Origin of the sequence: Spartinivicinus marinus, assembly GCF_026309355.1 — a bacterium.
Taxonomy (GTDB): domain Bacteria; phylum Pseudomonadota; class Gammaproteobacteria; order Pseudomonadales; family Zooshikellaceae; genus Spartinivicinus; species Spartinivicinus marinus.
Window position 1 is genome coordinate 5,053,517 of the sequence record NZ_JAPJZK010000001.1, and the last position, 23,623, is coordinate 5,077,139.

26 protein-coding genes and 1 tRNA gene are annotated in these 23,623 nt (G+C 43.1%); 20 read left to right on the forward strand and 7 right to left on the reverse strand.

All coding sequences use genetic code 11. The features are described 5' to 3' along the window. Positions 1 to 223: 223 nt before the first annotated feature. Together OQE68_RS22675 and aat are read right to left on the reverse strand one after the other, a co-directional pair. Positions 224 to 931, reverse strand: a complete 708-nt coding sequence (locus OQE68_RS22675; protein WP_180567451.1) for an arginyltransferase — start codon at positions 929 to 931, stop codon at positions 224 to 226. Beyond that, complete coding sequence (gene aat, locus OQE68_RS22680) at positions 928 to 1,644, reverse strand: leucyl/phenylalanyl-tRNA--protein transferase (protein ID WP_180567450.1); 717 nt, start codon at positions 1,642 to 1,644, stop codon at positions 928 to 930. The genes OQE68_RS22675 and aat overlap by 4 nt, the downstream gene beginning before the upstream one ends. 294 nt (positions 1,645 to 1,938) lie before the next feature. Between aat and OQE68_RS22685 the strand changes: the two genes are divergently transcribed. The 6 genes from OQE68_RS22685 to cysG all read left to right on the forward strand — a co-directional run bounded on the left by OQE68_RS22685 (position 1,939) and on the right by cysG (position 9,599). Beyond that, on the forward strand, positions 1,939 to 4,311 hold the full coding sequence (locus OQE68_RS22685) for a DNA translocase FtsK (protein WP_255490796.1): 2,373 nt from the start codon (positions 1,939 to 1,941) through the stop codon (positions 4,309 to 4,311). Between the two features lie 26 nt (positions 4,312 to 4,337). Then, positions 4,338 to 4,970 carry an outer membrane lipoprotein periplasmic chaperone LolA gene (gene lolA / locus OQE68_RS22690; protein ID WP_180567448.1) on the forward strand — a complete coding sequence of 211 codons (633 nt, stop codon included), beginning with the start codon at positions 4,338 to 4,340 and terminating at the stop codon, positions 4,968 to 4,970. 3 nt (positions 4,971 to 4,973) lie between these two features. After that, positions 4,974 to 6,296 (forward strand): replication-associated recombination protein A, encoded by a 1,323-nt coding sequence (locus OQE68_RS22695; RefSeq protein WP_180567447.1) that lies wholly within the window; start codon positions 4,974 to 4,976, stop codon positions 6,294 to 6,296. 26 nt (positions 6,297 to 6,322) lie between these two features. Beyond that, the gene (gene crcB / locus OQE68_RS22700) at positions 6,323 to 6,706 is read left to right on the forward strand and encodes a fluoride efflux transporter CrcB (protein ID WP_180567446.1); all 384 of its coding nucleotides are present in this window, start codon (positions 6,323 to 6,325) and stop codon (positions 6,704 to 6,706) included. Positions 6,707 to 6,814: 108 nt separating this feature from the next. Beyond that, on the forward strand, positions 6,815 to 8,101 hold the full coding sequence (gene serS, locus OQE68_RS22705) for a serine--tRNA ligase (protein WP_180567445.1): 1,287 nt from the start codon (positions 6,815 to 6,817) through the stop codon (positions 8,099 to 8,101). Positions 8,102 to 8,210: 109 nt separating this feature from the next. Further along, entirely contained in the window at positions 8,211 to 9,599 is a 1,389-nt protein-coding gene (cysG, locus tag OQE68_RS22710) for a siroheme synthase CysG (protein ID WP_180567444.1), read from the forward strand. Between the two features lie 374 nt (positions 9,600 to 9,973). On the opposite strand, the gene OQE68_RS22715 is transcribed toward cysG, so the two are convergent. The 5 genes from OQE68_RS22715 to OQE68_RS22735 form a co-directional block, all read right to left on the reverse strand. Continuing rightward, positions 9,974 to 10,309: a TusE/DsrC/DsvC family sulfur relay protein gene (locus OQE68_RS22715; protein ID WP_180567443.1), complete on the reverse strand. Its 336-nt coding sequence runs from the start codon at positions 10,307 to 10,309 to the stop codon at positions 9,974 to 9,976. Position 10,310: 1 nt separating this feature from the next. Continuing rightward, entirely contained in the window at positions 10,311 to 10,604 is a 294-nt protein-coding gene (gene tusB / locus OQE68_RS22720) for a sulfurtransferase complex subunit TusB (protein WP_180567442.1), read from the reverse strand. A gap of 4 nt (positions 10,605 to 10,608) precedes the next feature. After that, positions 10,609 to 10,965: a sulfurtransferase complex subunit TusC gene (tusC, locus tag OQE68_RS22725; RefSeq protein WP_180567441.1), complete on the reverse strand. Its 357-nt coding sequence runs from the start codon at positions 10,963 to 10,965 to the stop codon at positions 10,609 to 10,611. A gap of 17 nt (positions 10,966 to 10,982) precedes the next feature. Continuing rightward, positions 10,983 to 11,375 carry a sulfurtransferase complex subunit TusD gene (gene tusD, locus OQE68_RS22730; RefSeq protein WP_180567440.1) on the reverse strand — a complete coding sequence of 131 codons (393 nt, stop codon included), beginning with the start codon at positions 11,373 to 11,375 and terminating at the stop codon, positions 10,983 to 10,985. 86 nt (positions 11,376 to 11,461) lie between these two features. After that, positions 11,462 to 12,154, reverse strand: a complete 693-nt coding sequence (locus OQE68_RS22735) for a Bax inhibitor-1/YccA family protein (RefSeq protein WP_266195796.1) — start codon at positions 12,152 to 12,154, stop codon at positions 11,462 to 11,464. Between the two features lie 151 nt (positions 12,155 to 12,305). Between OQE68_RS22735 and OQE68_RS22740 the strand changes: the two genes are divergently transcribed. The 14 genes from OQE68_RS22740 (at position 12,306) to OQE68_RS22805 (ending at position 23,604) form a co-directional block, all read left to right on the forward strand. Then, positions 12,306 to 12,396: transfer RNA gene (locus OQE68_RS22740), tRNA-Ser, on the forward strand. A gap of 380 nt (positions 12,397 to 12,776) precedes the next feature. Beyond that, positions 12,777 to 14,165, forward strand: coding sequence for an L-serine ammonia-lyase (locus OQE68_RS22745; RefSeq protein WP_219339952.1), 1,389 nt, complete (start codon positions 12,777 to 12,779; stop codon positions 14,163 to 14,165). A 110-nt stretch (positions 14,166 to 14,275) separates the two neighbouring features. Further along, on the forward strand, positions 14,276 to 14,992 hold the full coding sequence (locus OQE68_RS22750; protein WP_180567439.1) for a VWA domain-containing protein: 717 nt from the start codon (positions 14,276 to 14,278) through the stop codon (positions 14,990 to 14,992). A 74-nt stretch (positions 14,993 to 15,066) separates the two neighbouring features. Continuing rightward, positions 15,067 to 15,843, forward strand: a complete 777-nt coding sequence (locus tag OQE68_RS22755; protein ID WP_180567438.1) for a DnaJ domain-containing protein — start codon at positions 15,067 to 15,069, stop codon at positions 15,841 to 15,843. Positions 15,844 to 15,858: 15 nt separating this feature from the next. Continuing rightward, on the forward strand, positions 15,859 to 16,212 hold the full coding sequence (locus OQE68_RS22760) for a hypothetical protein (protein ID WP_180567437.1): 354 nt from the start codon (positions 15,859 to 15,861) through the stop codon (positions 16,210 to 16,212). A gap of 25 nt (positions 16,213 to 16,237) precedes the next feature. Next, positions 16,238 to 16,732, forward strand: coding sequence for a CreA family protein (locus OQE68_RS22765; protein ID WP_180567436.1), 495 nt, complete (start codon positions 16,238 to 16,240; stop codon positions 16,730 to 16,732). 355 nt (positions 16,733 to 17,087) lie between these two features. Further along, positions 17,088 to 17,696 (forward strand): TerD family protein, encoded by a 609-nt coding sequence (locus OQE68_RS22770; protein WP_180567435.1) that lies wholly within the window; start codon positions 17,088 to 17,090, stop codon positions 17,694 to 17,696. A gap of 48 nt (positions 17,697 to 17,744) precedes the next feature. Then, positions 17,745 to 18,827, forward strand: a complete 1,083-nt coding sequence (locus tag OQE68_RS22775) for a TerD family protein (protein WP_180567434.1) — start codon at positions 17,745 to 17,747, stop codon at positions 18,825 to 18,827. A gap of 15 nt (positions 18,828 to 18,842) precedes the next feature. After that, the gene (locus tag OQE68_RS22780) at positions 18,843 to 19,301 is read left to right on the forward strand and encodes a tellurite resistance TerB family protein (RefSeq protein WP_180567433.1); all 459 of its coding nucleotides are present in this window, start codon (positions 18,843 to 18,845) and stop codon (positions 19,299 to 19,301) included. Positions 19,302 to 19,326: 25 nt separating this feature from the next. Further along, positions 19,327 to 20,358 (forward strand): TerC/Alx family metal homeostasis membrane protein, encoded by a 1,032-nt coding sequence (locus OQE68_RS22785; protein WP_180567432.1) that lies wholly within the window; start codon positions 19,327 to 19,329, stop codon positions 20,356 to 20,358. 59 nt (positions 20,359 to 20,417) lie between these two features. Next, positions 20,418 to 20,990, forward strand: a complete 573-nt coding sequence (locus OQE68_RS22790; protein WP_180567431.1) for a TerD family protein — start codon at positions 20,418 to 20,420, stop codon at positions 20,988 to 20,990. Between the two features lie 64 nt (positions 20,991 to 21,054). Beyond that, positions 21,055 to 21,633: a TerD family protein gene (locus OQE68_RS22795; RefSeq protein WP_180567430.1), complete on the forward strand. Its 579-nt coding sequence runs from the start codon at positions 21,055 to 21,057 to the stop codon at positions 21,631 to 21,633. 94 nt (positions 21,634 to 21,727) lie between these two features. Continuing rightward, positions 21,728 to 22,861, forward strand: a complete 1,134-nt coding sequence (locus OQE68_RS22800; RefSeq protein WP_180567429.1) for a phosphoribosyltransferase domain-containing protein — start codon at positions 21,728 to 21,730, stop codon at positions 22,859 to 22,861. 2 nt (positions 22,862 to 22,863) lie between these two features. Next, complete coding sequence (locus OQE68_RS22805; RefSeq protein ID WP_180567428.1) at positions 22,864 to 23,604, forward strand: HAD family hydrolase; 741 nt, start codon at positions 22,864 to 22,866, stop codon at positions 23,602 to 23,604. The last annotated feature ends 19 nt before the right edge of the window (positions 23,605 to 23,623 follow it).

Sequence of the window (23,623 nt, forward strand, 5' to 3'; positions counted from 1 at the left end):
AGCTTCTGGTAAAACGGGCTGCATTCTGCCTGAAAACTAGTCTAGAAGTAAAGGCTATAAAGGTCTAGAAAACTAATTTTTTTATCATAAACACTTTAAATGCCTTTGTTTATAGGAGGTAGCACCCGCTTCTTATACTTTGGACTAGCCCTATATACTTTTGACTATAAACGTGGTGAAAATAGCAGTAGGTAATGAATCTATAAATTATATTGCAACCGTTTTATAAAACAGTTAACCATTGATGATCCAGATAGATTTCTAATGGTCTGAACTCGGTTTTATAACTCATTTTTTGACATTCTTTGATCCAGTAGCCCAGATAAACATAGGGCAAACCTAAGGATTTAGCCAAGCGAATTTGCTGTAGGATGCAGTAGGTACCTAAGCTGTGCTTAGTGAGATCGGGTTCAAAAAAGGTATAAATGGCGGACAAGCCTTTGGCCAGCTCATCCATCACCGCAACAGCTACTAACTTATCGTTTAAGCGGCACTCCATAAATTTACAAAACGACCAATCGCCGACCAAAAAAGAATTAAATTGCTCTTTACTGGGAGGGAACATATCGCCATCGGCATGTCTAGCTTCAATGTAGCGAGCGTACAAATCATAGTATTCATCGCAGTAATGAGGCGGGTGGATTTCCAGGGTAATGGCGTGGTTAACCTTTAAGATTCGTTGAAATCGTCGTTTGAGTTTGAATTCATCAACCTTGACTCGCACAGGTGTGCAGGCACAACAAGCTTCGCAGTGAGGGCGGTATAAATGCTGGCCGCTGCGCCGAAAGCCTAAGTCGGTCAGCTGACTGTAAAGTGGCTTGGAGATAATGATGTCTGGGTCAAGAAATAGTGTGGTGGCTTGCTGCTCAGGTAAGTAACTGCAAGTATGGGGCTGGGTGGCGTAGAATTTTAATGCTTTCAGGTTACTCATGTGTTCTCACCCAGCAACGTGGTGTGAAATTCTTTCCAGTTAGTCACAGATGTATGACAACAATATTGATTAAGATAGTCAACGAACAGCTCCCTGGAAATAGGTCTTGCACCTAAACTGGCCAAGTGTTCACTATAAACCTGGCAATCAATGAGTGGAAAGTTCCATTGCTTCAGCTGTTCAACCAAATAGTAGAGTGCTACTTTCGAGGCATTGGTTGCTCGGCTGAACATAGACTCACCAAAAAATACTGAGCCGATAGCGACACCATAGAGCCCACCGACCAGAGTATCATTTTGCCAGCACTCAATAGAGTGAGCATGCCCTGATAAATGCAGTTCATTGTAGGCACTGTACATTTCATCACTGATCCAGGTACCGCTGCTTTCTTTTCGTGGTTCAGCACAGGCCTGCATAACTTGGGAGAATGCCTGGTCACAGGTTACGGTAAAATGCTGCTTCTTAATAAACTTGCGCAGGCTTCGGGATACTTTCAGTTCTTCTGGTAGTAATACCATGCGTGGATTAGGCGACCACCAAAGAATGGGTTCGGTTTCACTGAACCAGGGAAAAATACCACGGCGATAAGCTTCCAGTAGAGTGGAGACAGAGAGATTTCCCCCTGCCGCCAATAAACCATCAGGGTAGTCTAAGGCATCACTCACTGGAGGAAATTTAACTGGGTAATCGTTAAGCCAAGGAATTTGCGCCATATTCACCAACATGAGTTAGCTTCGTTTCTTGTTATTTGCGGCACCCTAACAGTCAGAAGGGGCATTGGCAATTTTAGCCTGAATATTGCTTTCTGGTGTGTGGACGCGAGATAACGCCAATATAAGTGGATAAATGTTAGTTAGAGGTAGTCATATTGTCGTAAGAGAGGTACGTTGACTGGCTACTATAAAAACTACAGTATTCAGTAATTTAGGCGCGTATAGTTAATGTAGTGGTGGGCAATAACTTGCTAAGCTATTATTATATAAGCTTTTTTGAGGAAGGGTAGGCTATTGAAAGGCGCGAAAACTCGAGCTAACGATACTATTACAATTCCCAGCATTTCATTTGTTGCACGGCTGAAAGAGGGCATATTAATTGCCTTGGTGGCAACCTGTGTTTATTTGCTGATGGCATTATTTACCTATAGCCCCACTGATCCCGGCTGGTCTCATACAGGTGGTGGCCAGCCCGTGCAAAATGCCGTAGGTGCTTCAGGGGCCTGGTTTGCTGATTTACTATTATCACTTTTTGGCTATTTTGCCTTCTTATTTCCACTGCTGCTTGGTATTAAAGCCTGGCAGGTGTTTCGCTTTCGGCACCGACCCATTGAGTTTAACGGGCTCTTGTGGACGTTACGCGCCCTGGGTTTGATCGTCACAGTAGCGACTGGTGCCTCACTGGCATCGCTGCATTTTGCTATGCCTGCTGCAGAGCAATTGCCGGCATCTTCGGGTGGCATCCTGGGTACGGTTATTATTAAGCACACCCTTCCTGCCTTTAATGTGATCGGTTCAACGCTGGTTTTGGTGACTTGTTTTTTAGTGGGGGTTACGGTGTTTACCGACTTATCCTGGTTGCGGCTGATGGATGTCACTGGGCGGGTTGTGTTGGATTTTCTGGCCCTAATAGCGCATGGCTGTAAGCTAGCTTGGAAACGTCGACCCAAATTTGAAAAAAAAGCAGTGGTGGAGCAACCTGCCAAGCCTAAACGACAACGGAAAAAACGTCAGGAACCAGAGTTTGATAGCGATATGGAAGATGAGATTGAAGTAGGGGAGGGGAGTAAGCGGTCCCCCATTTTAATATCTCCACCTACTCAAGCAGTAACGCCTGCCAGTGCTCCTCAGCCAAAGAGTAAAAAGCGCCGTAATGTTCAATATGCTGGTCAGGTTTCTGGCGATATGCCTGCTGCTACCTTATTAGATGAGCCTGATGCTACAAACCGCAAAGGCTTTTCTGAAGAAGATCTAGAAACCTTATCAGAGCTGCTTGAGGTAAAACTGAAAGACTTCAATGTGGTGGCTGAAGTGGTGGCTGTCCACCCAGGACCCGTTATTACTCGATTTGAAATTCAGCCAGCAGCAGGGGTTAAGGTGAGTAAAATCACTAACCTGGCTAAGGATCTGGCACGCTCTTTAGCGGTAGTGAGTGTGCGGGTAGTGGAAGTCATTCCTGGTAAATCAGTTGTAGGTATCGAAATTCCGAATGAAGACCGGGAAATTGTTTACTTTGGCGAGGTGATTAACTCCAAGGCCTATCAAGCCTCAGACTCACCTTTAAGCCTAGCGCTGGGACATGATATTTCAGGCCAGTCGGTGGTGGTGAATCTGGCTAAAATGCCTCATTTACTGGTAGCGGGTACCACGGGTTCAGGTAAGTCGGTTGGGGTTAACAGTATGCTGTTAAGTATGTTGTTTAAAGCCTCACCCGAAGAACTGCGGTTGATTATGGTGGATCCAAAGATGTTGGAGCTTTCCATCTATGAAGGTATACCCCATCTGCTGGCACCTGTCGTAACTGATATGAAAGAAGCTTCTAATGCGCTGCGCTGGTGTGTGGCAGAGATGGAGCGCCGCTATAAGCTAATGGCCAAGCTGGGGGTGCGGAATATTGCTGGATTTAACCGGAAGGTTAAGGATGCGATTAAAGCGGGAGATCCGATCCCAGATCCATTGCATCAGCCTGTCAGTGAAGATGATCATGCGCCAGGGTTAGAGGCGCTGCCATTTATTGTGGTAGTGATTGATGAGTTTGCTGACATGATGATGATTGTCGGTAAAAAGGTTGAAGAACTCATTGCCCGTCTGGCACAGAAAGCACGGGCGGCGGGTATCCATATGATTTTGGCCACCCAGCGTCCGTCAGTGGATGTGATTACTGGGTTAATCAAGGCAAATATACCTACCCGCATCAGCTTTCAGGTGTCTTCGAAAATAGACTCTCGCACTATTCTTGATCAAGGTGGGGCAGAGCAGCTGCTAGGACATGGTGATATGCTGTACCTTCCGCCAGGTACGGGTGTGCCGATTCGAGTGCATGGGGCGTTTGTATCTGATGATGAAGTTCATCGCGTCGTGGCTGACTGGAAGGCGCGCTCTGAACCTGATTATCTGGATGAGGTCTTACAAGGGGGCGACGCCGATGTGCCTGGTATATCTGCGGAAAATTCGGATGACAGTGAACAAGACGCACTTTATGATGAGGCTGTTGCATTTGTCACAGAATCAAGGCGTGCTTCCATTTCATCTGTGCAACGACGCCTTAAAATCGGGTATAACCGAGCTGCCCGAATGATTGAGGCAATGGAGGCAGCGGGTGTTGTTAGCTCTATGGGTAGTAATGGTTCTCGTGAAGTCATTGCACCAGCTCCTGTTACCGATTAATAAATCAGCTGTTGAAAAGGTTTACTGTGTTGAAACAATTTATGTTAGCCGTCGTCGGCTGTTGTCTGGCTACAGCGACTGTTGCTGATCAGCAAGCCGTTGAGTCATTAAATAAACTCTTGGAAAAATCCCACTCCATTACTGCGAAGTTTCATCAAACCACATTGAATGCCGCAGGTAATCGGACTCAAAAATCCGAAGGTCAGGTGGTAGTCAGTCGACCTAATCAGTTCCGTTGGGAAGTCACTGGTCCCTTTCCCCAGCTTGTTATTTCCGATGGAGTAAAAGTGTGGGTGTATGACCCAGACCTAGAGCAAGTCACTGTGCAAAAGCTAGATAAGCAAGTGAGTAGTACTCCAGCATTATTATTGAGTGGTGATGTAAAGAAGCTGGCGGATAATTTTGAAGTAGTGAAAATTGGAAAAAGCACCAAACAAGACGTCAACTTCAAACTAACACCTAAAGCAAAAGACAGTGTGTTTGAAGCCTTGCGGTTAAGCTTCAATGAAGGGGTGTTAGCCAACATGAAACTGACTGATTCTCTTGGTGCGCATACGACCATTGATTTTACTGATATCAGTACCAATAAAGAAATTTCAGCTGATGAGTTTACGTTACCAGCTGATGTACTCAAAAATGCGGATGTGATTGAAGAGTAAACTATGTCCGACCTGTTTGCAGATCAGTCGCTGCCCTGGCAGCCACTGGCTGCGCGAATGCGGCCGCGTATTTTAGATGAATATGTAGGCCAGGCCCATTTGCTAGGGCCTGGTGAGCCTCTCGGTGAAGCAATTCGTCAAGGCCAATTACATTCCATGGTGCTGTGGGGGCCACCTGGGGTAGGTAAAACCACATTAGCCAAATTAGTAGCAGAATATACTAAGGCTCACTTCCAAACCCTTTCAGCAGTACTGGCCGGCGTTAAAGATATTCGGGAGGCTGTGCAGCAGGCAAAAATGCGTCAGCAGCCGACCATCTTATTTGTTGATGAAGTCCATCGTTTTAATAAAGCCCAGCAAGATGCATTTTTACCTTATGTGGAAGACGGCACTATCGTTTTTGTTGGCGCTACCACTGAAAACCCAGCCTTTGAATTAAATAATGCCTTATTATCCCGAGCCAGGGTCTATACCTTAAAACCTCTGGAAGATGAGCAGTTAGAGCAGCTGTTAATGCAGGCACTGACTGATCGAGAACGTGGTATTGGTAAAAAACAGCTTAGCATTTGTTCAGAGGCTCAAGCCTTGTTATTGATGGCAGCCAATGGAGATGCTCGGCGGTTACTCAATGTGCTGGAAGTGGTTGCTGATTTAGCCGTTAACGATACAGTGTTAACAGTTGAACAAATTAAGCCAGTTATTGCTGATTTACCTAAGCGCTTTGATAAAGGTGGCGATGTTTTTTACGATCAAATATCGGCCCTGCATAAAGCGGTCAGAGGTTCATCACCGGATGCCGCTTTGTATTGGTATGCCAGAATGTTAGATGGTGGGTGTGACCCGCTGTACATCGCCCGACGGGTAGTGCGAATGGCCAGTGAAGATATTGGTAATGCCGACCCAAGAGCGTTATCTGTTTGCTTGTCTGCTTGGGATGTGCAAGAACGCTTAGGCAGTCCTGAAGGCGAACTAGCCATTGCGCAAGCGATTACCTATTGTGCTTGTGCACCAAAAAGTAATGCCGCTTATGTTGCCTATAAAAAAGCTTGTGCAGCAGTTAAAGAATTACCTGACTACGAAGTGCCAATCCACTTACGTAATGCACCCACGAAACTACAGAAGTCGTTAGGCCATGGTGCAGAGTATCGTTATGCCCATGATGAGCCCAATGCCTATGTGGCAGGTGAGCAGTATTTTCCCCCGGAAATGGTCGGTACGCAGTTTTATCACCCCGTTGATCGTGGTCTAGAGCAAAAGATTAAACAAAAGCTGATGCAGCTGGCTGAATGGGATCAGCTTAGTGAGCAGCAACGTTATTCTGATTAGCAACTCCAATTAATAGTTTAATTACCATGCTACAACAGATGATCTCAGTTGCCTGTGGTGGTGCCTTAGGGGCCATTGCACGGTTTTTGGTTTATTGGGGCTATCAACAGCTCGGGGGAAAGTTTTTTCCGCTTCCTACTCTGGTAGTAAACGTGCTGGGCTCTTTTTTTATTGGCATCGCTTATTTTATTTTGGTAGAACGTTTACAATTGCAGCCAGCTTGGCGCAATGGCTTAATTGTTGGTTTTTTAGGCGCTTTTACGACATTTTCTACCTTTTCATTGGATGCGTTTCGAGTGATTCAAAATGGTGAGCCTTGGATTGCATTAAGCTATATGGTAGGAAGTGTCGTATTGTGTTTATTAGCCACTTGGTTAGGACTGGTTGCTGCACAAAGTTTACTTGATTAGCTGCTGTAGATGATGTTGCTGTAGATGACTTTGTTGTATGAGCAGTCCGGCAGATCATTACTGAATTATCAACAAAACCTGAATTTATAAATAAGGTAATTAACGCTCATGTTAGATCCAAAACTTGTTCGCACCCGTCCAGTAGAAGTGGCGGAGCAACTTAAACGCCGTGGCTTTCAACTCGACGTTAGTTTGGTTGAGTCGTTAGAAAGTCGCCGTAAAGAAATTCAAGTACGGACCCAGCAATTACAAAATGAGCGTAAAGTTGGATCGAAAAAATTTGGCCAGCTAAAAGCGAAAGGTGAAGATATCTCAGAATTAAAAGCTGAGATGGATCGTTTAGCTGAAGAAGTCAAAAAAGCAGAAGCAGAGCTAAATGAAGTTCAGGCTCAGTGGCAGGACTTGATGCTGGGTGTTCCTAACATCCCCCATGAGTCTGTGCCTGAAGGAGAAACCGAAGACGATAACGAAGAAATTCGTCGTTGGGGTGAGCCCAAACAGTTGAGTTTTGAACCGAAGGATCACGAAGCCCTTGCAGAAAAACAGGGGTGGATGGACTTTAATTCCGCAGCAAAACTAACCGGCTCTCGCTTTATTGTTTTACGCGGGCCTATTGCCAAACTACACCGCGCGCTGACCCAGTTCATGATGAATACTCATGCGAATGAGCATGACTATGAAGAAATTTATGTGCCGTATATTGTTAATGATGACACACTAAAAGGCACTGGACAGTTACCAAAGTTTGGTGAAGATTTATTTAAAATTGAGCATGATCCTGACAGCGGTAAAGATTATTATTTAATCCCTACGGCAGAGGTGCCTGTCACTAACATGGTGCGGGACGAAATTGTGGATGCAGATCAGTTGCCCATGCGCTTTGTTTGTCATTCACCTTGTTTCCGTAGCGAGGCGGGTAGTGCCGGTCGTGATACCCGAGGGATGATTCGTCAGCATCAGTTTGATAAGGTTGAACTGCTACATATTGTTAAGCCAGATGAGTCTTTTGCTGCACTGGAAGAGTTGATCGGTAATGCGGAAAAAATTCTCCAATTATTGGAGCTGCCTTATCGGGTTGTCAGCCTATGTGGTGGCGACTTAGGTTTTGGTGCCACGAAAACTTACGATATTGAGGTATGGCTACCAGGCCAAAATAAATATCGGGAAATTTCTTCTTGCAGTAATACCCTGGATTTCCAAGCGCGTCGAATGCAAGCGCGTTGGCGGAACCCTGAAACGGGTAAGCCTGAACTGTTGCATACCTTAAATGGCTCTGGCCTGGCAGTAGGGCGTACCTTAATTGCCGTATTGGAAAACTATCAAGATGAAACTGGTCGGGTCCATATACCCAAAGTGCTGCAACCTTATATGGGTGGCCTTGAGGTGATTGAATAAAAAAATAAGCGAATTAAAAACCAGGTAATTAGCTTAGATCAAAAGCTCATTTGCTGAAGCAGTTAGGCTTCGACACAATAGAAGCCTAATTGAGTGAGTGGGTATTTCAATGGATCAACTGCCTTTATTTCATAATTTAACCAATCGTCCTTGCTTGCTAGTCGGTGGTGGAGATGTAGCCAGTCGTAAGGCGCATCTGCTGTTGCAAGCCGGGGCGGAGTTAATTGTGGTTGCCCCCCAAATTAATGATAACTTACAAAGTCAGGTTTTAAAGCAAGGCAGTCAATGTCATCTCAGATGCTTTAATCCGCAGGATATACAGCATCTGCCTTATGCATTAGTAGTAGCAGCTACTAACGACCAGCAGGTTAATCAACAAGTTTCCCAGTTAGCACAACAGGCCAATATCCTCGTTAACGTTGTGGATCAACCTGCCTTATCAACAGTTACTTTTCCAGCCATTATTGATCGAGCCCCCTTAACTATTGCAATTAGTAGTGGTGGTGCGGCACCCGTTTTAGCACGTTTACTGCGTGGCAAAATTGAGTCACTGATTCCCCATCGCTATGGCCAATTGGCTGAGTTGGCAGGTAAATTCCGGGAAAAAGTGAAGCAGCAATTCAGTGCCATTAACGACCGGCGTTATTTTTGGGAAAAAGTGCTTACCGGTCCTATCGCAGAACAGGTATTTGCTGGCAAATTGGATAAAGCAGAGCTGCAGTTGGAAGCAGCTCTTGCTGAAGCGACACCGAATAAACTCGGTGAAGTCTATTTGGTGGGTGGGGGGCCTGGGGACCCTGATTTACTGACATTTCGTGCTTTACGGCTAATGCAGCAAGCAGATGTGGTGCTATATGACCGTCTTGTTTCTCCAGAAGTGCTGGAACTGGTACGACGTGATGCTGATCGGCTCTATGTTGGAAAAGCGCGTTCTAATCATGCACTCCCTCAAGCAGAAATTAATCAACGGCTGATTGATTTGGCACTACAGGGTAAACGAGTGTTACGGCTAAAAGGTGGTGACCCTTTTATCTTTGGTCGAGGAGGGGAGGAAATTGATCAGCTGGCTGAAGCAGGTATTCCTTTTCAGGTGGTACCAGGCATTACTGCTGCTTCTGGGTGTGCCAGTTATGCGGGGATTCCATTGACCCATCGAGACTATGCCCAGTCAGTACGATTTATTACCGGTCATTTGAAAGAAGGTCATCTTGAACTCCCCTGGCAGCAGTTTAGTAACCCAGCTGAAACCTTGGTGTTTTATATGGGCTTGATGGGGTTGGGCACCATTTGTCAGCAGTTACAAAATCACGGTCGCAGCCCGGATACACCAATTGCGTTAGTTCAACAAGGCACTACCCAAAAACAGCGGGTTTATACGGGTACGTTAGCGACGATTGAAACTGTCATTAAAGATCAGGAAGTTAAGCCGCCTACGCTGATAATAGTGGGAGAGGTTGTGTCCTTACGGAGTAAGCTGGCTTGGTTTTCTGCGGAGTAGTAGGGCTACATAAACGATACCGGACACGCAGGCAGTTGAATGCTCCTTGCTTAAACTGCATTTCCATCATCCATGATGGTCACAATTCTCCCTGGATGCTCTAATCGGCGTTCCAGCCAGCATTTTTTATATCAACTAAAGTTGCTGTCGTTCGCCCTACAGTAGTGGGTTGTCGAAAAAATTTGTGGATATGGAGTAGCAGGGTATTCTGTAGCGGCGACAGGGATGTCGCTTTAGCTTTTGATGGGCCATGGATGGTCCTTCAAAAGCGGAGGAAGAATAGCCTGTTATTCCATATAGGGCACTGAAGTAAAGAGTTTTTATTTGTCTGGTAATTGTTTATGTAGCCCTACCTATAGCCTTGAGACAATAAATTAAAAACAATTAGTCGGCCTTGGTAGGCCAGCGATTTTAGCGGCTAGTTTGGCTGGGCTGCCTGGAAACAACTGCATCAGATAAATAGAGTTACCTTTGTCTTTACCCAGGCTATTAGCAATATGCTTAACAAAAGGTCGCATGGCAGGTGATTGCTCGAACTGCTGGTAAAAGTTTCGCAAGGCATGAATGATTTCCCAATGGCGGTCACTCAACGCCAGTCCTTCTTGTTCGGCCAGTGCCTCCGCTACCGATTGATTCCAGTCAGAAAGCTGCTTTAAATAACCTTCCTTATCTAATGGAATCGTTTTATCTAACACGGTTAGACACTGCATATTAATACCAGCTAATCACTTGCTTATGTTCGGTGCATAGTTTGACAAAGCCAGGGTAGTCAATCAAATCAAATCCAGGAAATAATAGGGGGCTGATCCCCCTGGCTTCGCAGTCGGGTATCAGTGCATACAAGTTGATGTCTGTGCGCATTGCCATTGGTGATGTAGAAAAGCTTTCCTCAATGCCCAGGTAAACAGCATTTTCAATCAATAACAGGCTATCACCAGAGGCAATCGTATTTAAGCAGTTACGGACCAATAATTCAGAGTGTTGGTTAAGTGTGTGTAAAATCATGGGTTTATAAAGAAATTACCATATCCTGCTGACGGATTAATTCACTGATTTGTTCGCCTGGGAGCACCTGTACATTGTCCATCAGCTGCTCTGGTTTAAGGCCTCGGCAGCTAAGGTCTTGCTCAGATACATAAAGCACTTCAATGTCATACATGGGTAAGACAGCCAACTGCTTGCCCAGGTTTTTCTGCTGAATCTTTTCACCTGCTTGCGTTTTGATCGCCTGAAACACCCCATCACCCAAGAGCACCAGCGTGGTAGGAATATCAAAGGTCGCAGCCACTAATGCTGCGTCGAGTGCCTCTTTGGCTCGTGGGGAAGCGTAAGGCGATTGTTGAGAAACAATGCAAAGGCTTTTCATAGGGGGAACCATCCTTACTAAGCACCAAAGGTAATCACCTGGTCAGAATGTTGAGTCGCTTCGATTAATTGACCTAAGCCAGATAATGGCCAATTTTTATGTAAGTTGGCAGCGGGTAACTCGTAACGACTTTGCTCTTGCTCATCGATAACACCACGACGTAATGCAGCACCAATACAAACGACACAATCAAGCTTATTTTTTTGAATAAACTGGCTCCATTCTTTGGGTAAATTAAGCTCATCTTGTGGGGGGGTAACCAAACTGTTGCCACAATGAACCCCATCCTGGTAGAAAAATACTCGGTAAATAGTATGCCCCCCTTTTAGCGCTGCTTTAGCAAAGTGAAGGGCAGTATAAGGAGCTTCGCTGTTATAAGGTGCGCCTGTGATAAGTAAAGTAAATTTCATTTGGAATTAACTCTATCACTCCATCTTAATTTGTTAGGCCAAAAAAAACCCTGCAGTTGCAGGGTTCTAGCATATATTCTTAAGACTTAGTCGTCACCTGACATAAAGCCAAATAAATGCAACAAATTCATAAAAAGAAACCAGATATTTATGTATAAGCTGACAGTTGCCATCACATAGTTGGTTTCTCCACCGTTAATAATATTGCTCGTATCGTAAAGAATATAGCCGCTCAGTAGGAGAACCATAATAGCTGAAATCGCTAGGTGTAAGCCTGGAATACTATACTGGAAGAAGTAGCTCATTCCCAAAGCAATCAGGGTGGTTACGAAGGCCACCATTATTCCGGCAAATAAGAAACCACCCAAAAAACTAAAGTCTTTTTTGGTAGTTAAAACGTAACCGGAGAGGCCAAAAAAGACCAGCGCTGTTGTTCCCATCGCAGAAGCTACCAGCTCAGGCCCATTAGGTAAGCTTAGGTAGGCGCCAATAACAGGGCCTGTACAGAACCCTATAAATCCGGTGAAGGCAAATGTCAGCGGCAGGGCTAAAGCACTATTGCGGGCTTTGTGGATGCCAAAAAGTAACCCTACTAAGCCAATTAAGTAGACTAAGAAAGGTACGTGTATTTGAGTAGCAATGGCAACACTGCTGCTAATGGCACTGAATAACAGTGTCATACCTAATAACATATAGGTATTTTTTAATACCTTGTTGGTTTGAATAATCGAAGCCTCTTTGGAGGCCGCTGCAGTTGAGTACTGGTTATTCTCTAACACGATAAACTCCTGTTTTGTTTATAAAACAAGCAAAAATTGCCTTTGTTGAAAATCATACCTCTGTCACAGGTAAAATCAAGCAAATACCCGTTGACTCTGAAAAAAAATCCGGTATTATCTGCCACCAAGTTCGGGGGCACCCAAACAGTTTGGAGAGGTGGCTGAGCGGTTGAAAGCACCGGTCTTGAAAACCGGCGTGGGTTAATAGCCCACCCAGGGTTCGAATCCCTGCCTCTCCGCCAAACAATGCAAAAGGGTCTATTTCGATAGACCCTTTTTTTTTAGCTAAGTGCAGTCGACATATCACTTCATTACATTAAATCCTTTTCCTTTATTACTTCCTTTGTTTTTTACAGTTGCTTCTTACAACAACTGAATTAAAACAAGTTGTCAAAAACAGTAGTCCACTGCTTTATCCGACACTTGACTGTTTCATAGTGAACTCACTTTGCTTGCTGATAACGGCTGCTTGATTGTTAGCAAAGAGCGCTGGTTACAAAGCATGGCGTGCACATGAGTATAGAAAGTCGCAGTGAGCTAGGCCAATTGTTGAAAAAAGTCCTAAGCTGAAGGTCTAAATTAAAATGATAAGTGCTTCATCTAAAGGGCATTGGTTAGCTGTATGAGTGAGAACAGTATATTAAGTATTTTTGACCTTTTTAAAATTGGTATTGGCCCATCCAGTTCCCATACAGTGGGGCCTATGTGGGCAGTGTATCGATTTTTAGCAGATAGCAAGGATTGTCTGGATCAAGTTACTAAAGTGAAGGTTGCCTTGTATGGCTCTCTAGCTCTTACTGGTAAAGGTCACGGTACCGATACCGCCGTATTACTCGGGCTGCTTGGAGAGCGTCCTGATCAGGTGGATCCGCAGCAGGTGGCTGCCAAGCTGGATGAAATTAGTGCTACTCATCGTTTGATGTTGGCAGGTAAGTACGAAATTGACTTCGATCCTGATCAAGCTATTGAGTTTCATAATGAGACTTTTCTACCTGAGCATCCTAATGGCATTGAATTAAGCCTTTATGATGCCAATGGGCTGATCCTCCATCATGATCAATTTTTCTCGGTAGGAGGTGGTTTTGTCGTCAGCAAAGAAGAGCTTTCTACGACTGCACCTGCTGCATCAGAAATAGAAGTCCCATTTCCTTTTCATAACGCTGAAGAGCTATTAAAGCTTTGCAAACAACATAGCTTGTCTATTGCTCAGTTGGTGTTTGCCAATGAAGAAGTACTGCAAGGGTCTATGGCAGCTGTTGAGCAACAGCTGGAGGCAACCTGGCAGGTCTTCCATGATTGTATAGAGCGTGGCTGTAGAACCGAAGGGGTGTTACCTGGTGGCTTAAATGTACTGCGACGGGCGCCGAAGTTACATAAAGAACTTTGTAGTCGGCCTGAGGACTCTTTGAAAGACCCGTTGACAGTAATGGACTGGATTAGCTTGTTTGCTTTAGCGGTCAATGAAGAAAATGCAGCAGGTGGGCGAGTGGTGACAGCACCGACTAATGGTGCTGCTGGGGTGATTCCATCGGTATTGAGTTATTACATGCGATTTGTGCCAGGCGCTAATCAGCAAGGGCTTTATGACTTTTTGGCGACGGCAGCGGCTATTGGTATGCTTTATAAAAAGAATGCTTCTATCTCAGCAGCAGAAGTAGGTTGCCAGGGTGAGATTGGTGTAGCCTGCTCAATGGCAGCTGGTGCATTGGCTGCGGTATTGGGTGGCAGTGCTGAACAGGTGGAAAATGCTGCTGAAATTGGTATGGAGCATAGTTTAGGCATGACCTGTGATCCTATTGGTGGGCTGGTGCAAATCCCTTGTATTGAGCGGAATACTATGGGCGCTGTTAAAGCGGTGAATGCCGCCCGGTTGGCGTTACGAGGGGATGGTACCCACCGAGTAGCTTTAGACAGTGTTATCGAAACCATGCGTCAAACCGGTATGGATATGCAATCGAAATACAAAGAAACTGCATTAGGTGGGTTAGCGGTTAATGTGGTGCTTTGTTAAATAGCTTTTCCAGCAATAAAAAACAAACATCTATTTCCCTACCCTTGATTTTGTCTTTATTGGTGGCCATATCTTAATCTTATAGAGAGATAACGCTGTAAGAGGTTTTCATGGCTGACCATAAAGATGATCATTTACCAGTAACCCCTTCAAACAGTAAGGCAATAGCTGACTTTATTCGGCAGGCAGAACAGCTGCCTGCTACCTGTGCTGCCGACAAAGGTCGCTTGATTTTTGCTTTAGATGCTACCGCCAGCCGTGAAGCAACTTGGGATCGTGCTTGTCACTTACAAGGCAAGATGTTTGTGGAAACCCATGCATTTGGCCAGTTAGCCGTACAGCTTTGCTACTATCGTGGTTTTAGCCAGTTCCATGCCAGCCCCTGGCTACATTCAACAGAAGCCTTGCTTGCGGAAATGAATCAGGTGTCGTGCATTGGTGGTTATACTCAAATTAGCCGACTGTTACAGCATGGTTTAGCAGAAGCAAAGCAGCAACCATTGCAGGCGATAGTATTTGTGGGTGATAGCTTGGAAGAATCCATAGATGAGCTGTGCAATTGGGCTGGGCAATTGAAGTTACATGGTGTGCCAGTATTTTTATTTCAAGAAGGTCACGATGAAGTCGCTACCCAAGGTTACCAGCAAATAGCCAAAGTGTCTGGGGGTGCCCATTGTCAGTTTAATGAAGGCAGTGCAGCTGAGTTGCAGGCACTTTTATCAGCAGTAGCAGTCTATTCAGTGGGAGGGCTGAAAGCGCTTCGACACTTTGCTAAAGGGCAGCCCGATGTGGTGTTACAACTTGAGCATCAATTATCAGGTGGTTAATAGCAATACCTACCAATAGCAGGTTATCAAAAGCTGGTGGGTCTTGAGAATTAAAGAATAAAGGATATTTAGCTTTGTCTCGACTGTTTATTCTGATTGCATTAATTGGTGGCTCAATAGCTTGGTATAAATATCGAAAGCTGCCACCCGAAGACCGTAAAAAGTGGTTAAAGAAATCGTTAATTATTACCGGCCTATTATTTTTTGCTTATCTGGTGATTACCGGTCGACTTTCCATCGTTTTTGCTTTGTTGGCAGCATTAATTCCGTTTATTAGAAAAACCCTTTCCTTAGCAAACTATTGGCCATTTATTCAAAAGCTATGGCAGCACAAAAGTGTTTTAACTCCTAGTGCCAGGGGGCAACAGCAACCCCAAGGGAAGCAGTCAACAGTTCGTACCCACCTTTTAGTGATGACGTTAAATCATGTCAGTGGTGACATTGATGGTGACGTGCTAGTTGGTCAATACCAAGGTAAACGATTAAGTGAGCTAACCATTGAGCAGCTGGCTGAACTTTATTCACACTGCCCTGCTAACGAGCAAGACACTCGTCAATTGTTGGATACTTATTTGAGTAAGATGCGTTCATCTGAGTGGCAGTCCTACCAGGAACAACATCAACAATCGCAATCTCACTCGCAGTCACATCGTTCTGGGAATAATGAACCCATGACTGTGACAGAAGCAGCAGAAGTGTTGGGAGTAAAAGAAACAGCCACTAAACAAGAAATTATTGATGCTCACCGTCGCTTAATGACAAAGCTTCATCCTGACAAAGGGGGAACCAGTTATTTAGCAATTCAAGTCAATGCGGCAAAAGATGTCATGTTAGCTCAGTTAAAAACTTAAGACGAATAGTGTTTTATGGCTGTTTGGCTAATCACGGTTCTGTTGGCAAGTATACTCATTGGCTGCATTGTGTTGCTGCTACTTAACGTCAGAACGCCGCGTTATCGAATCGAACGGGCCAGAGTCAAAACCTTATTTTTTGATATCGTCAATGGGGAAGCAAGTGAGGAAGACTGGCAGGTTTTTATCAGTATCCCTATTTACAATGATGCACAGCTGGAAACTATACGGATACGTTGTTTACAGCTGGATGAAAAGGAGTTTATTGGTGGCACAGAAAGTAGCCCTTTTTTTTTAACGGAGACTGCTATTGATGAAATACGACAAATGCTGCAAACGCTGGAAGGTGATATAGTATTCAAAGGTTAGTAAAAGCAAAAAGGTAACCAATAAAATGCTAGTAAAGCAGATAGCAAAGTCAATTGGGGTAGGGTTATTTGGCGTGGCTTTTTACAGCCAGTGTTATGGTGAAATAGTAGGAGAAGTTGCCACAACATTTAAGCTACTTGGTGCTAATGATAAAATAGTGATTGAGGCTTTTGATGATCCTGATGTCAGTGGTGTGACCTGTTATTTAAGTCGAGCAAAAAAAGGAGGAGTATCAGGTTCGCTAGGCTTGGCTGAGGACACTTCCGATGCTTCTATTGCTTGTCGACAGGTGGGGCCTATTAAGCTGTCTGATGAACTAAAAGCAGGCAAGTTAGATGGTGAGCAGGTGTTTAAGAAGCGTACTTCTGTGTTATTTAAAACCATGCAAGTAGTGCGTTTTTTTGATCCTAAGCGACAAGTAATCATTTATTTGACTTATAGCGATAAACTGGTTGAAGGTTCACCAAAAAATAGTGTAACAGCTGTACCTGTATTACCTTGGCCTGAAGGTGCTCAATAACGATTGAAGGCTAAAAACAGACAATGAAACTTTATGTCAGTTTAATTGTCATTATGGTAGCACTTTTGCCAGAAGACGAATGTCGCAGGCAGATTTAACAGGGATATTTTTAATAAGGGTGTCGCTGCTTGTCACAGAAAACTCGAATTTTTTCAACACAAGTCGTTCTTAAGTCGGCTACTGTATTATATGTATTATCCATTGGTGGTATCGATCTACCCTGAATTTAAGCAGGTAATTATTATCATCAAGTCATTAAGTAACCATTGTTATTCTTATTGACTAGTTATAGGGGGTATGTCAAAGTGCTGCCTTCATATTATTGTATGAAACTTGATTAGGGCAAGGAGTCTATATGGCAATTTCATTAACTAAAGGTCAACGAATTAGCCTTGAAAAAGAAGCGGGTAAAGACCTTCAAGAAATTTGTGTGGGAGTTAACTGGGGGGCTATTGAGAAAAAAGGTTTTTTTGGTACGAAAAAAGTACCTGTTGATCTAGATGCCAGCGTAGGCTTGTATAATGATAATAAACAGCCAGTGGATGTCGTTTATTTTGGTCAATTGAGAAGTAAGTGTGGCTCAATTCATCATAGTGGTGATGATCTAACAGGTGATATGGAAGGTGATGATGGCTTAGATAATGAAGTCATTACCATTAATTTACAGCAAGTGCCACAGGGTGTTTCTGCTGTTGCTGTAGTACTTAATTCATTTCGCAAACAAGATTTTGCGGCAATTCCCTTTGCTTCTATCCGTTTATATGAAGGAACCCCTTCACGAGTCAATAATATTTTAGCTACCTATGATATTGCCAATGATCCTTCATTTTCTGGTTCTATCTCAATGGTACTCGGTATTTTGTATAAAAAGGATGGAGACTGGAAATTTAAAGCAGTTGGTGAAGCAACACGAGACCAAGGGTTGGAACAAACCATTGAGACGGTCTCTCGCTCTTATATCTAATCAGTTTAAAATTTAGTAAATCAATTATAGAAAGCTGAATTCGCTGAAATGCAGTCATTGATACCTGGGCAAAATGCAAAGATTGATAATCCTATTGTGACCCTTCGTGTTGAAGGTAATATGGGGGTCAAGTGGTTGAGTTTAGTGCTTGATGAACAGCAGCAGGTTATTCAGGAAAAATGCACAGGTATCAATCAGAGCAATGAAATGACTTGGTTGATTCAGCCTTTCGAATTACCTGATCAAGTTAATAAAATAAAATTTGTTGCTTATGGCGATGTTAGTTTGGCGACGTTGGTAAGCCAGCTAACCGTTATCTATACTGATACACTTATTGACCAGTCTTTGTTTGAGGTGAAAACTGACCTTGCTAACAATCCTAATGAATCGTTGTTAATTGTATCAGAGCTCTATCGTCATCAGGAAAATTGGAAGGTTAGGTCTGTTTGTCAGGGGTTTAATGATGGAATTGTCCAGCTAGAAAAGCAATATAACATTTCCCTAGCTGAGCCTACATCAACAACAAGCACTGGTGGAGTAATAGATAAAACAAAGTCACAGGTGTCTGCACAACAAAATAAACAAGTGCTTCATTCCATTTCAGCTGACGACTTGCTGGTTACACTCTCTTGGGACAACCAGCTCAACCCCCATGATCCTATCAATAATGTACTTGATTTTAATCCTGTTAATGACCTGAGGATTGGTGCCTTTTACGAATTGAGTAATGGGCAGCGTGGCTTAGTTCAGTCTTATGGTGAAGAACGAGGGTCTTATTATGGGGTGCCGTATATTCAGGCGCTGAGCAATGAAGAGCAGCGTGTCCAACAGTTACAGTTGAATACCCAATACTGGCATAAATCTTATCGCATTTTAGTTTATTGCTTTATTTTAGAAGGGTTAAGTCAGTGGAATAAATTGGGTGCCAGCATTGATTTTAACAAATTAGACCAAATAAATATTAATTCCTATCGTTGTGATCAGCCATTATGTGCAGTGGCAATGATAGAGCGAGTGGCTCAACAATATAAGCTCACCCCACTCGTTGAGTTTTTTGATTCATTGGTTGCAATGGATCAGGCCTATGGGTGGGGGCTGCCCTGGCGTTCACAACAACAAAACCCAGATTGACTAGAGGATTGTATTATGGCAGGTGGATTTAGTGGCTTTTTAAACTCACTAAAAGAAAAAGCGAATGAATTAAAAGATGATGTAATGAAGTTTAAGAATAAAAACTTCTTAAATGCAGCAACGGGTGGAGCTGCACTTATCGCTTTAGCTGATGGTTCGATCGATGCTGAAGAAAAACAAAAAATGGTTAAATTTATTGAAAATAATGAAGCATTAAAAGTATTTAAAACGACAGAAGTTGTGTCTACTTTCTCTGACCATGTTCAGAATCTGGAGTTTGATAAAGATATTGGTGAGTCTAAAGCGTTTGAAGCACTTAACAGGCTTAAAGGTAATGAAGTCGCCTGTCGTACCGTTATGCGTTTGATTATCGCCATTGCGGCTGCTGATGGTGATTTCGATAATGATGAGAAAGCTGTTGCCAAGAAGATTGCAGTAGAGTTGGGGTTAAATCCCGCTGATTTTGAGTTGTAATTAATCCCGAACCAGGAAGTAATCTATGGAATCATTTGGTTTTCCTTTGGAAGCAGTTGTTGTGTTGTTTGTAGTAGTAGCTGCTTCTGTTTGGTGCGATTTGTTTAGTCACCGAAATTCAACTGAAATAAAATTTAAAGATGCTTTAGGCTGGTCTATTTTTTGGGTAGCACTGGCCATTGCTTTTTATGCTTATCTATACCTCCGTTATGATGCCAAATGGGCTGACTTGTTTTTAACTGGCTATGTGTTGGAAAAAACGCTGTCAGTAGACAATATGATGGTATTCATTGCTATTTTTGCTTCATTTGGTATCAAAGGTGCTTTGCAGCACCGGGTGCTTTACTACGGTATCATTGGAGCCCTGTTATTTAGAGCAATTTTTATCGCAGTAGGTACTTCCTTGTTTGGCTTAAGTGTCTGGGTTGAGTTCATTTTTGGCTTAATTGTTGCCTGGACTGCTGTAATGATGCTGAAAGGTGGTGGAGATGATGAGGAAACGGAAGACTATTCTAACCATTGGTCAGTAAGTTGGACGAAGAAGTTGATTCCTGTTTTGCCACGCTTAAGTGGAAATCATTTTTTTGTTAAGCATAATGAAGTAGAAACGCTTAAAGCGAATGACCCAAGCTTAAATGTAGTGGGTAAAGCGGCTTTTTATGCAACGCCACTCTTTTTATGCTTAATTTGTATTGAGATCAGTGATATTGTTTTTTCATTTGACTCAGTTCCTGCCATTATTGCAGTGACAGAAGAGCCTTTCTTGATTTATGCGGCAGTTATTTTTGCTATTCTAGGCTTGCGTAATCTTTATTTCATGTTAGCTGTGGCGGCTAAATATTTATGTCATCTGGAAAAAGCGGTAGCATTTGTTCTATTCTTCATTGCATTTAAGCTGTGTGCACAAGCCGCTGAGCATATCTGGGGATTCAGCATTGAAATTTCTCACAGCCTGAGCTTGTTCATTGTCTTAGGCACAATAGCATTGGGTGTTGTGGCATCTATTGTGTTTCCTGAAAAAGAAGAACCAAACTCAAAAGAAAGTGAAGTGGTGTAATACTCAATACCTACTGGTGTTTAAGCAAAAGATATAACCACGATTAAGGAGAACATTACATGGCAATTAGTTTATTAAAAGGTGGACGTGTCAACCTTGAAAAAGAAGCCCCTGGTATGACTAAAATGCATGTGGGCTTGGGTTGGGATGTGCGCGCTACAGATGGTGCTGCATTTGATCTTGATGCATCTCTATTAATGGTAAACAACGAAGGAAAAGGTATTGGTGAAGGCGGTTTTGTCTTCTATAACAGTACCAAGTCAGCTTGTGGGTCAATACAGCACATGGGGGATAACCTGACTGGTGCAGGAGAAGGTGATGATGAAGTCATCAAGGTTACCTTGCCAAGCATTCCTGCTGAAGTTGAAAAACTAGTAGTTGTGGTGACTATTCACAATGCTGAAGAGCGTAAGCAAAACTTTGGCCTGGTAGAAAATGCATTTATTCGCATTTTGAATGATGATAATCAGCAGGAAGTAGTCCGTTATGACCTGACAGAAGATTATTCTACTGAAACCTCACTTATTTTTGGCGAGATCTACAAAAAAGATAGCGAATGGCGTTTTGTGGCTAAAGGTGATGGCTTTGCAGGTGGATTATCAGCCTTTTTGCAGACTTATGGATTGGCCTAACACTCGTCGTATGAATCAAGAGCACCTCTAATAATTGTAACAAGAAAAGGACAGGAGAGAAAAAATGGCAGTTTCATTATCGAAAGGTGGTAATGTAAGTTTAGAAAAAACAGCACCAGGCATGACTAACGCCATAATTGGCCTAGGCTGGGATGCTCGTTCCACTGATGGTTCTGACTTTGACCTGGATGCTTCCATTTTTCTGGTCACTGACTCAGGTAAAGTGCGTAGCGATGCTGACTTTATTTTCTATAACCAGCTAAAAAGCCAGTGTGGCTCTGTTGAGCATATGGGGGATAACCGTACTGGTGAAGGAGAAGGGGATGACGAGTCAGTAAAAGTTGATTTGGTTAAAATTCCTGCAGATATCCAAAAAATTGTCATAGGTGTCACTATTCACGATGCAGAATCCAGAAACCAAAACTTTGGTCAGGTTTCTAACGCTTTTATTCGTATCATCAATGAAGCGAACAACGAAGAAGTTGTACGTTACGACTTAAGTGAAGACTACTCAGTTGAAACAGCGATGTTATTTGGTGAGCTTTATCGCCATGGTGGTGAATGGAAATTCAAAGCTGTGGGTCAAGGATTCAGCGGTGGCTTAAAGTCAATGGCGACTCAGTACGGTGTTAATGTAGGCTAGGTCTGTTCATCATTAAGGACCAGTACTCATTAGGTAGGCGGCATTAGCCGCCTATTTCCTTTCTTTTTCCTTTCTTTAGAAGTTGTTCCTCTCCATGGAAGAAAAAGTCGAAATTCAGTCAGGCGCGTTAGCCTTTACGATCAACCATCATCAAAATAGCCAGCACTACAGTCTGTTTGATCTGTTAACATTTGGGGCCAGACAAAATCCTAAGCGTGGCTATTTATTTATTTCAAAAGTATTAGGTAAACATATACCCTGTCGACCTGCCTTAATGAGAAAAACCTATTGTCACCTGGCTGAAGCGACTCAGTTGATAGGGGATTCTTGTTTAGTAGTAGGGTTAGCTGAAACTGCCACGGGTTTGGGGGCAGGTGTAGCAGAAGCACTGGTAAAACCAGGGCATAATCTGTTGTATACCCATACCACTCGATATCAATTAATTGATGTGCCCGTTATATTCAAAATTGATGAAAGCCACAGTCATGCGCCTGCACATATTGTTTATCAACCAGCTCAGCAAATGAAAGTCAAGCAGGTACAAACAGCCGTTTTAGTCGATGATGAAATTACCACGGGTAATACTCTGCTCCAGTTGTCAGAAAAGTTAATTGATTATGTAGACGATTTGCAAAAAATTGTATGGGTTAGCCTGGTTAGCTGGTTATCTGAGCAGCGTAAAGCCGAGATACAACAGTTATTACCTGGTGTTGAAGTATCCTTTGTTTGTTTAGTAGCAGGAGATTTCCAATTTACCCCAAGTGCAGAGTTTTCCTGTGATTTGCCTGCCAGGACTCAACAACAGATTTCTCAGCAAGCGGTGTTGGTTGAAATACGTAGAGGTATCACTTTTAATGAAGAGACCAATCGCTTTTATAAACTAACCGGAACACCTTTTACATTGGATGAACTGGTTAAGTCCGAAAAATATATTGTGCTAGGTTATGGCGAATTTTTATATCAACCCTATAAGCTTGCAGAACAGATGGAAAGTCAGGGATTTGATGTCGTGTTTCAGTCAACAACACGCTCCCCAATTCTAGAAGGAGATGGAATCAAGCGAAAGGAAATATTTGCCGTTGAAGATGGCTATGAAAACTACGTTTATAATCGCCCTGAAGAACGCACGACAATAATTGCTTATGAAACCTATGCTCAATATAAGAGCTGTGGTCTAGCTAAACAAATTGACTGTATCCCTGTCATTCAACAGTCTGTTGAGGTGTAAAGATGTCACTCGTTGTATTTACTGATATTGATGACACGCTAATGCAAACAGAACGGAAGTGTTCAGTCAGTGACAAACTGCATCCAGGGGCCGTTGATCGAGATGGGCAAGTTATTTCTTTTTATACAGAAAAGCAGCATAGATTAATAAACTTACTGGGTGATGGTAAATTGATTCCAGTAACAGGAAGAAATAATGCTGCGCTCTGTCGTACCCGGTTTTCATTTAATCATGAAATAGTGATTAATCATGGGGCATTAGTGCTTAATCATGATCGAACCATTGATAATGGTTGGTTGCAAATTATTGAGTTAATGCTGGTTCAATGGCAGGAGCTTTTAGCAGAATGGACAAGGCAAGTTCAGGCAATAATTGATCAACAGCAGTTGCCATTACGAGCCAAAGTGATTACTGATTTTGATATCAGCTGCTATGTCAGTATAAAGGTAGACAATCACGTTAATAAGATAGAGGATTTCTATTCATTATTGGAACCTATTATTAACGAGGTAAATGGCCTGGAAGAAGCTCGGGTTCATATTAACGGTCGAAATATGGCTCTATTGCCACCTTATGCTTCCAAAGCTAAAGCTGTTAATTATTTAAAGCAAAAATACCAAATGCTAGATGAGCATACATTATTTGTTGGGGCAGGGGATAGTTTAAGTGATATAGAGTTTATGAAAGCCTGTGATTATCTGGTAGTGCCACAAAACTGTCAAATCACCGAACAAGCTTTATAACAAGTAAGGATCAAGTGGG

Coding starts and splice junctions, on each gene's coding strand:
- OQE68_RS22675 (WP_180567451.1), bottom strand. CDS start 931: ATGAGTAACCTGAAAGCATTAAAATTCTACGCCACCCAGCCCCATACT.
- aat (WP_180567450.1), bottom strand. CDS start 1,644: ATGGCGCAAATTCCTTGGCTTAACGATTACCCAGTTAAATTTCCTCCA.
- OQE68_RS22695 (WP_180567447.1), top strand. CDS start 4,974: ATGTCCGACCTGTTTGCAGATCAGTCGCTGCCCTGGCAGCCACTGGCT.
- crcB (WP_180567446.1), top strand. CDS start 6,323: ATGCTACAACAGATGATCTCAGTTGCCTGTGGTGGTGCCTTAGGGGCC.
- serS (WP_180567445.1), top strand. CDS start 6,815: ATGTTAGATCCAAAACTTGTTCGCACCCGTCCAGTAGAAGTGGCGGAG.
- cysG (WP_180567444.1), top strand. CDS start 8,211: ATGGATCAACTGCCTTTATTTCATAATTTAACCAATCGTCCTTGCTTG.
- OQE68_RS22715 (WP_180567443.1), bottom strand. CDS start 10,309: ATGCAGTGTCTAACCGTGTTAGATAAAACGATTCCATTAGATAAGGAA.
- tusB (WP_180567442.1), bottom strand. CDS start 10,604: ATGATTTTACACACACTTAACCAACACTCTGAATTATTGGTCCGTAAC.
- tusC (WP_180567441.1), bottom strand. CDS start 10,965: ATGAAAAGCCTTTGCATTGTTTCTCAACAATCGCCTTACGCTTCCCCA.
- tusD (WP_180567440.1), bottom strand. CDS start 11,375: ATGAAATTTACTTTACTTATCACAGGCGCACCTTATAACAGCGAAGCT.
- OQE68_RS22745 (WP_219339952.1), top strand. CDS start 12,777: ATGAGTGAGAACAGTATATTAAGTATTTTTGACCTTTTTAAAATTGGT.
- OQE68_RS22750 (WP_180567439.1), top strand. CDS start 14,276: ATGGCTGACCATAAAGATGATCATTTACCAGTAACCCCTTCAAACAGT.
- OQE68_RS22760 (WP_180567437.1), top strand. CDS start 15,859: ATGGCTGTTTGGCTAATCACGGTTCTGTTGGCAAGTATACTCATTGGC.
- OQE68_RS22765 (WP_180567436.1), top strand. CDS start 16,238: ATGCTAGTAAAGCAGATAGCAAAGTCAATTGGGGTAGGGTTATTTGGC.
- OQE68_RS22770 (WP_180567435.1), top strand. CDS start 17,088: ATGGCAATTTCATTAACTAAAGGTCAACGAATTAGCCTTGAAAAAGAA.
- OQE68_RS22775 (WP_180567434.1), top strand. CDS start 17,745: ATGCAGTCATTGATACCTGGGCAAAATGCAAAGATTGATAATCCTATT.
- OQE68_RS22780 (WP_180567433.1), top strand. CDS start 18,843: ATGGCAGGTGGATTTAGTGGCTTTTTAAACTCACTAAAAGAAAAAGCG.
- OQE68_RS22785 (WP_180567432.1), top strand. CDS start 19,327: ATGGAATCATTTGGTTTTCCTTTGGAAGCAGTTGTTGTGTTGTTTGTA.
- OQE68_RS22790 (WP_180567431.1), top strand. CDS start 20,418: ATGGCAATTAGTTTATTAAAAGGTGGACGTGTCAACCTTGAAAAAGAA.
- OQE68_RS22795 (WP_180567430.1), top strand. CDS start 21,055: ATGGCAGTTTCATTATCGAAAGGTGGTAATGTAAGTTTAGAAAAAACA.
- OQE68_RS22800 (WP_180567429.1), top strand. CDS start 21,728: ATGGAAGAAAAAGTCGAAATTCAGTCAGGCGCGTTAGCCTTTACGATC.
- OQE68_RS22805 (WP_180567428.1), top strand. CDS start 22,864: ATGTCACTCGTTGTATTTACTGATATTGATGACACGCTAATGCAAACA.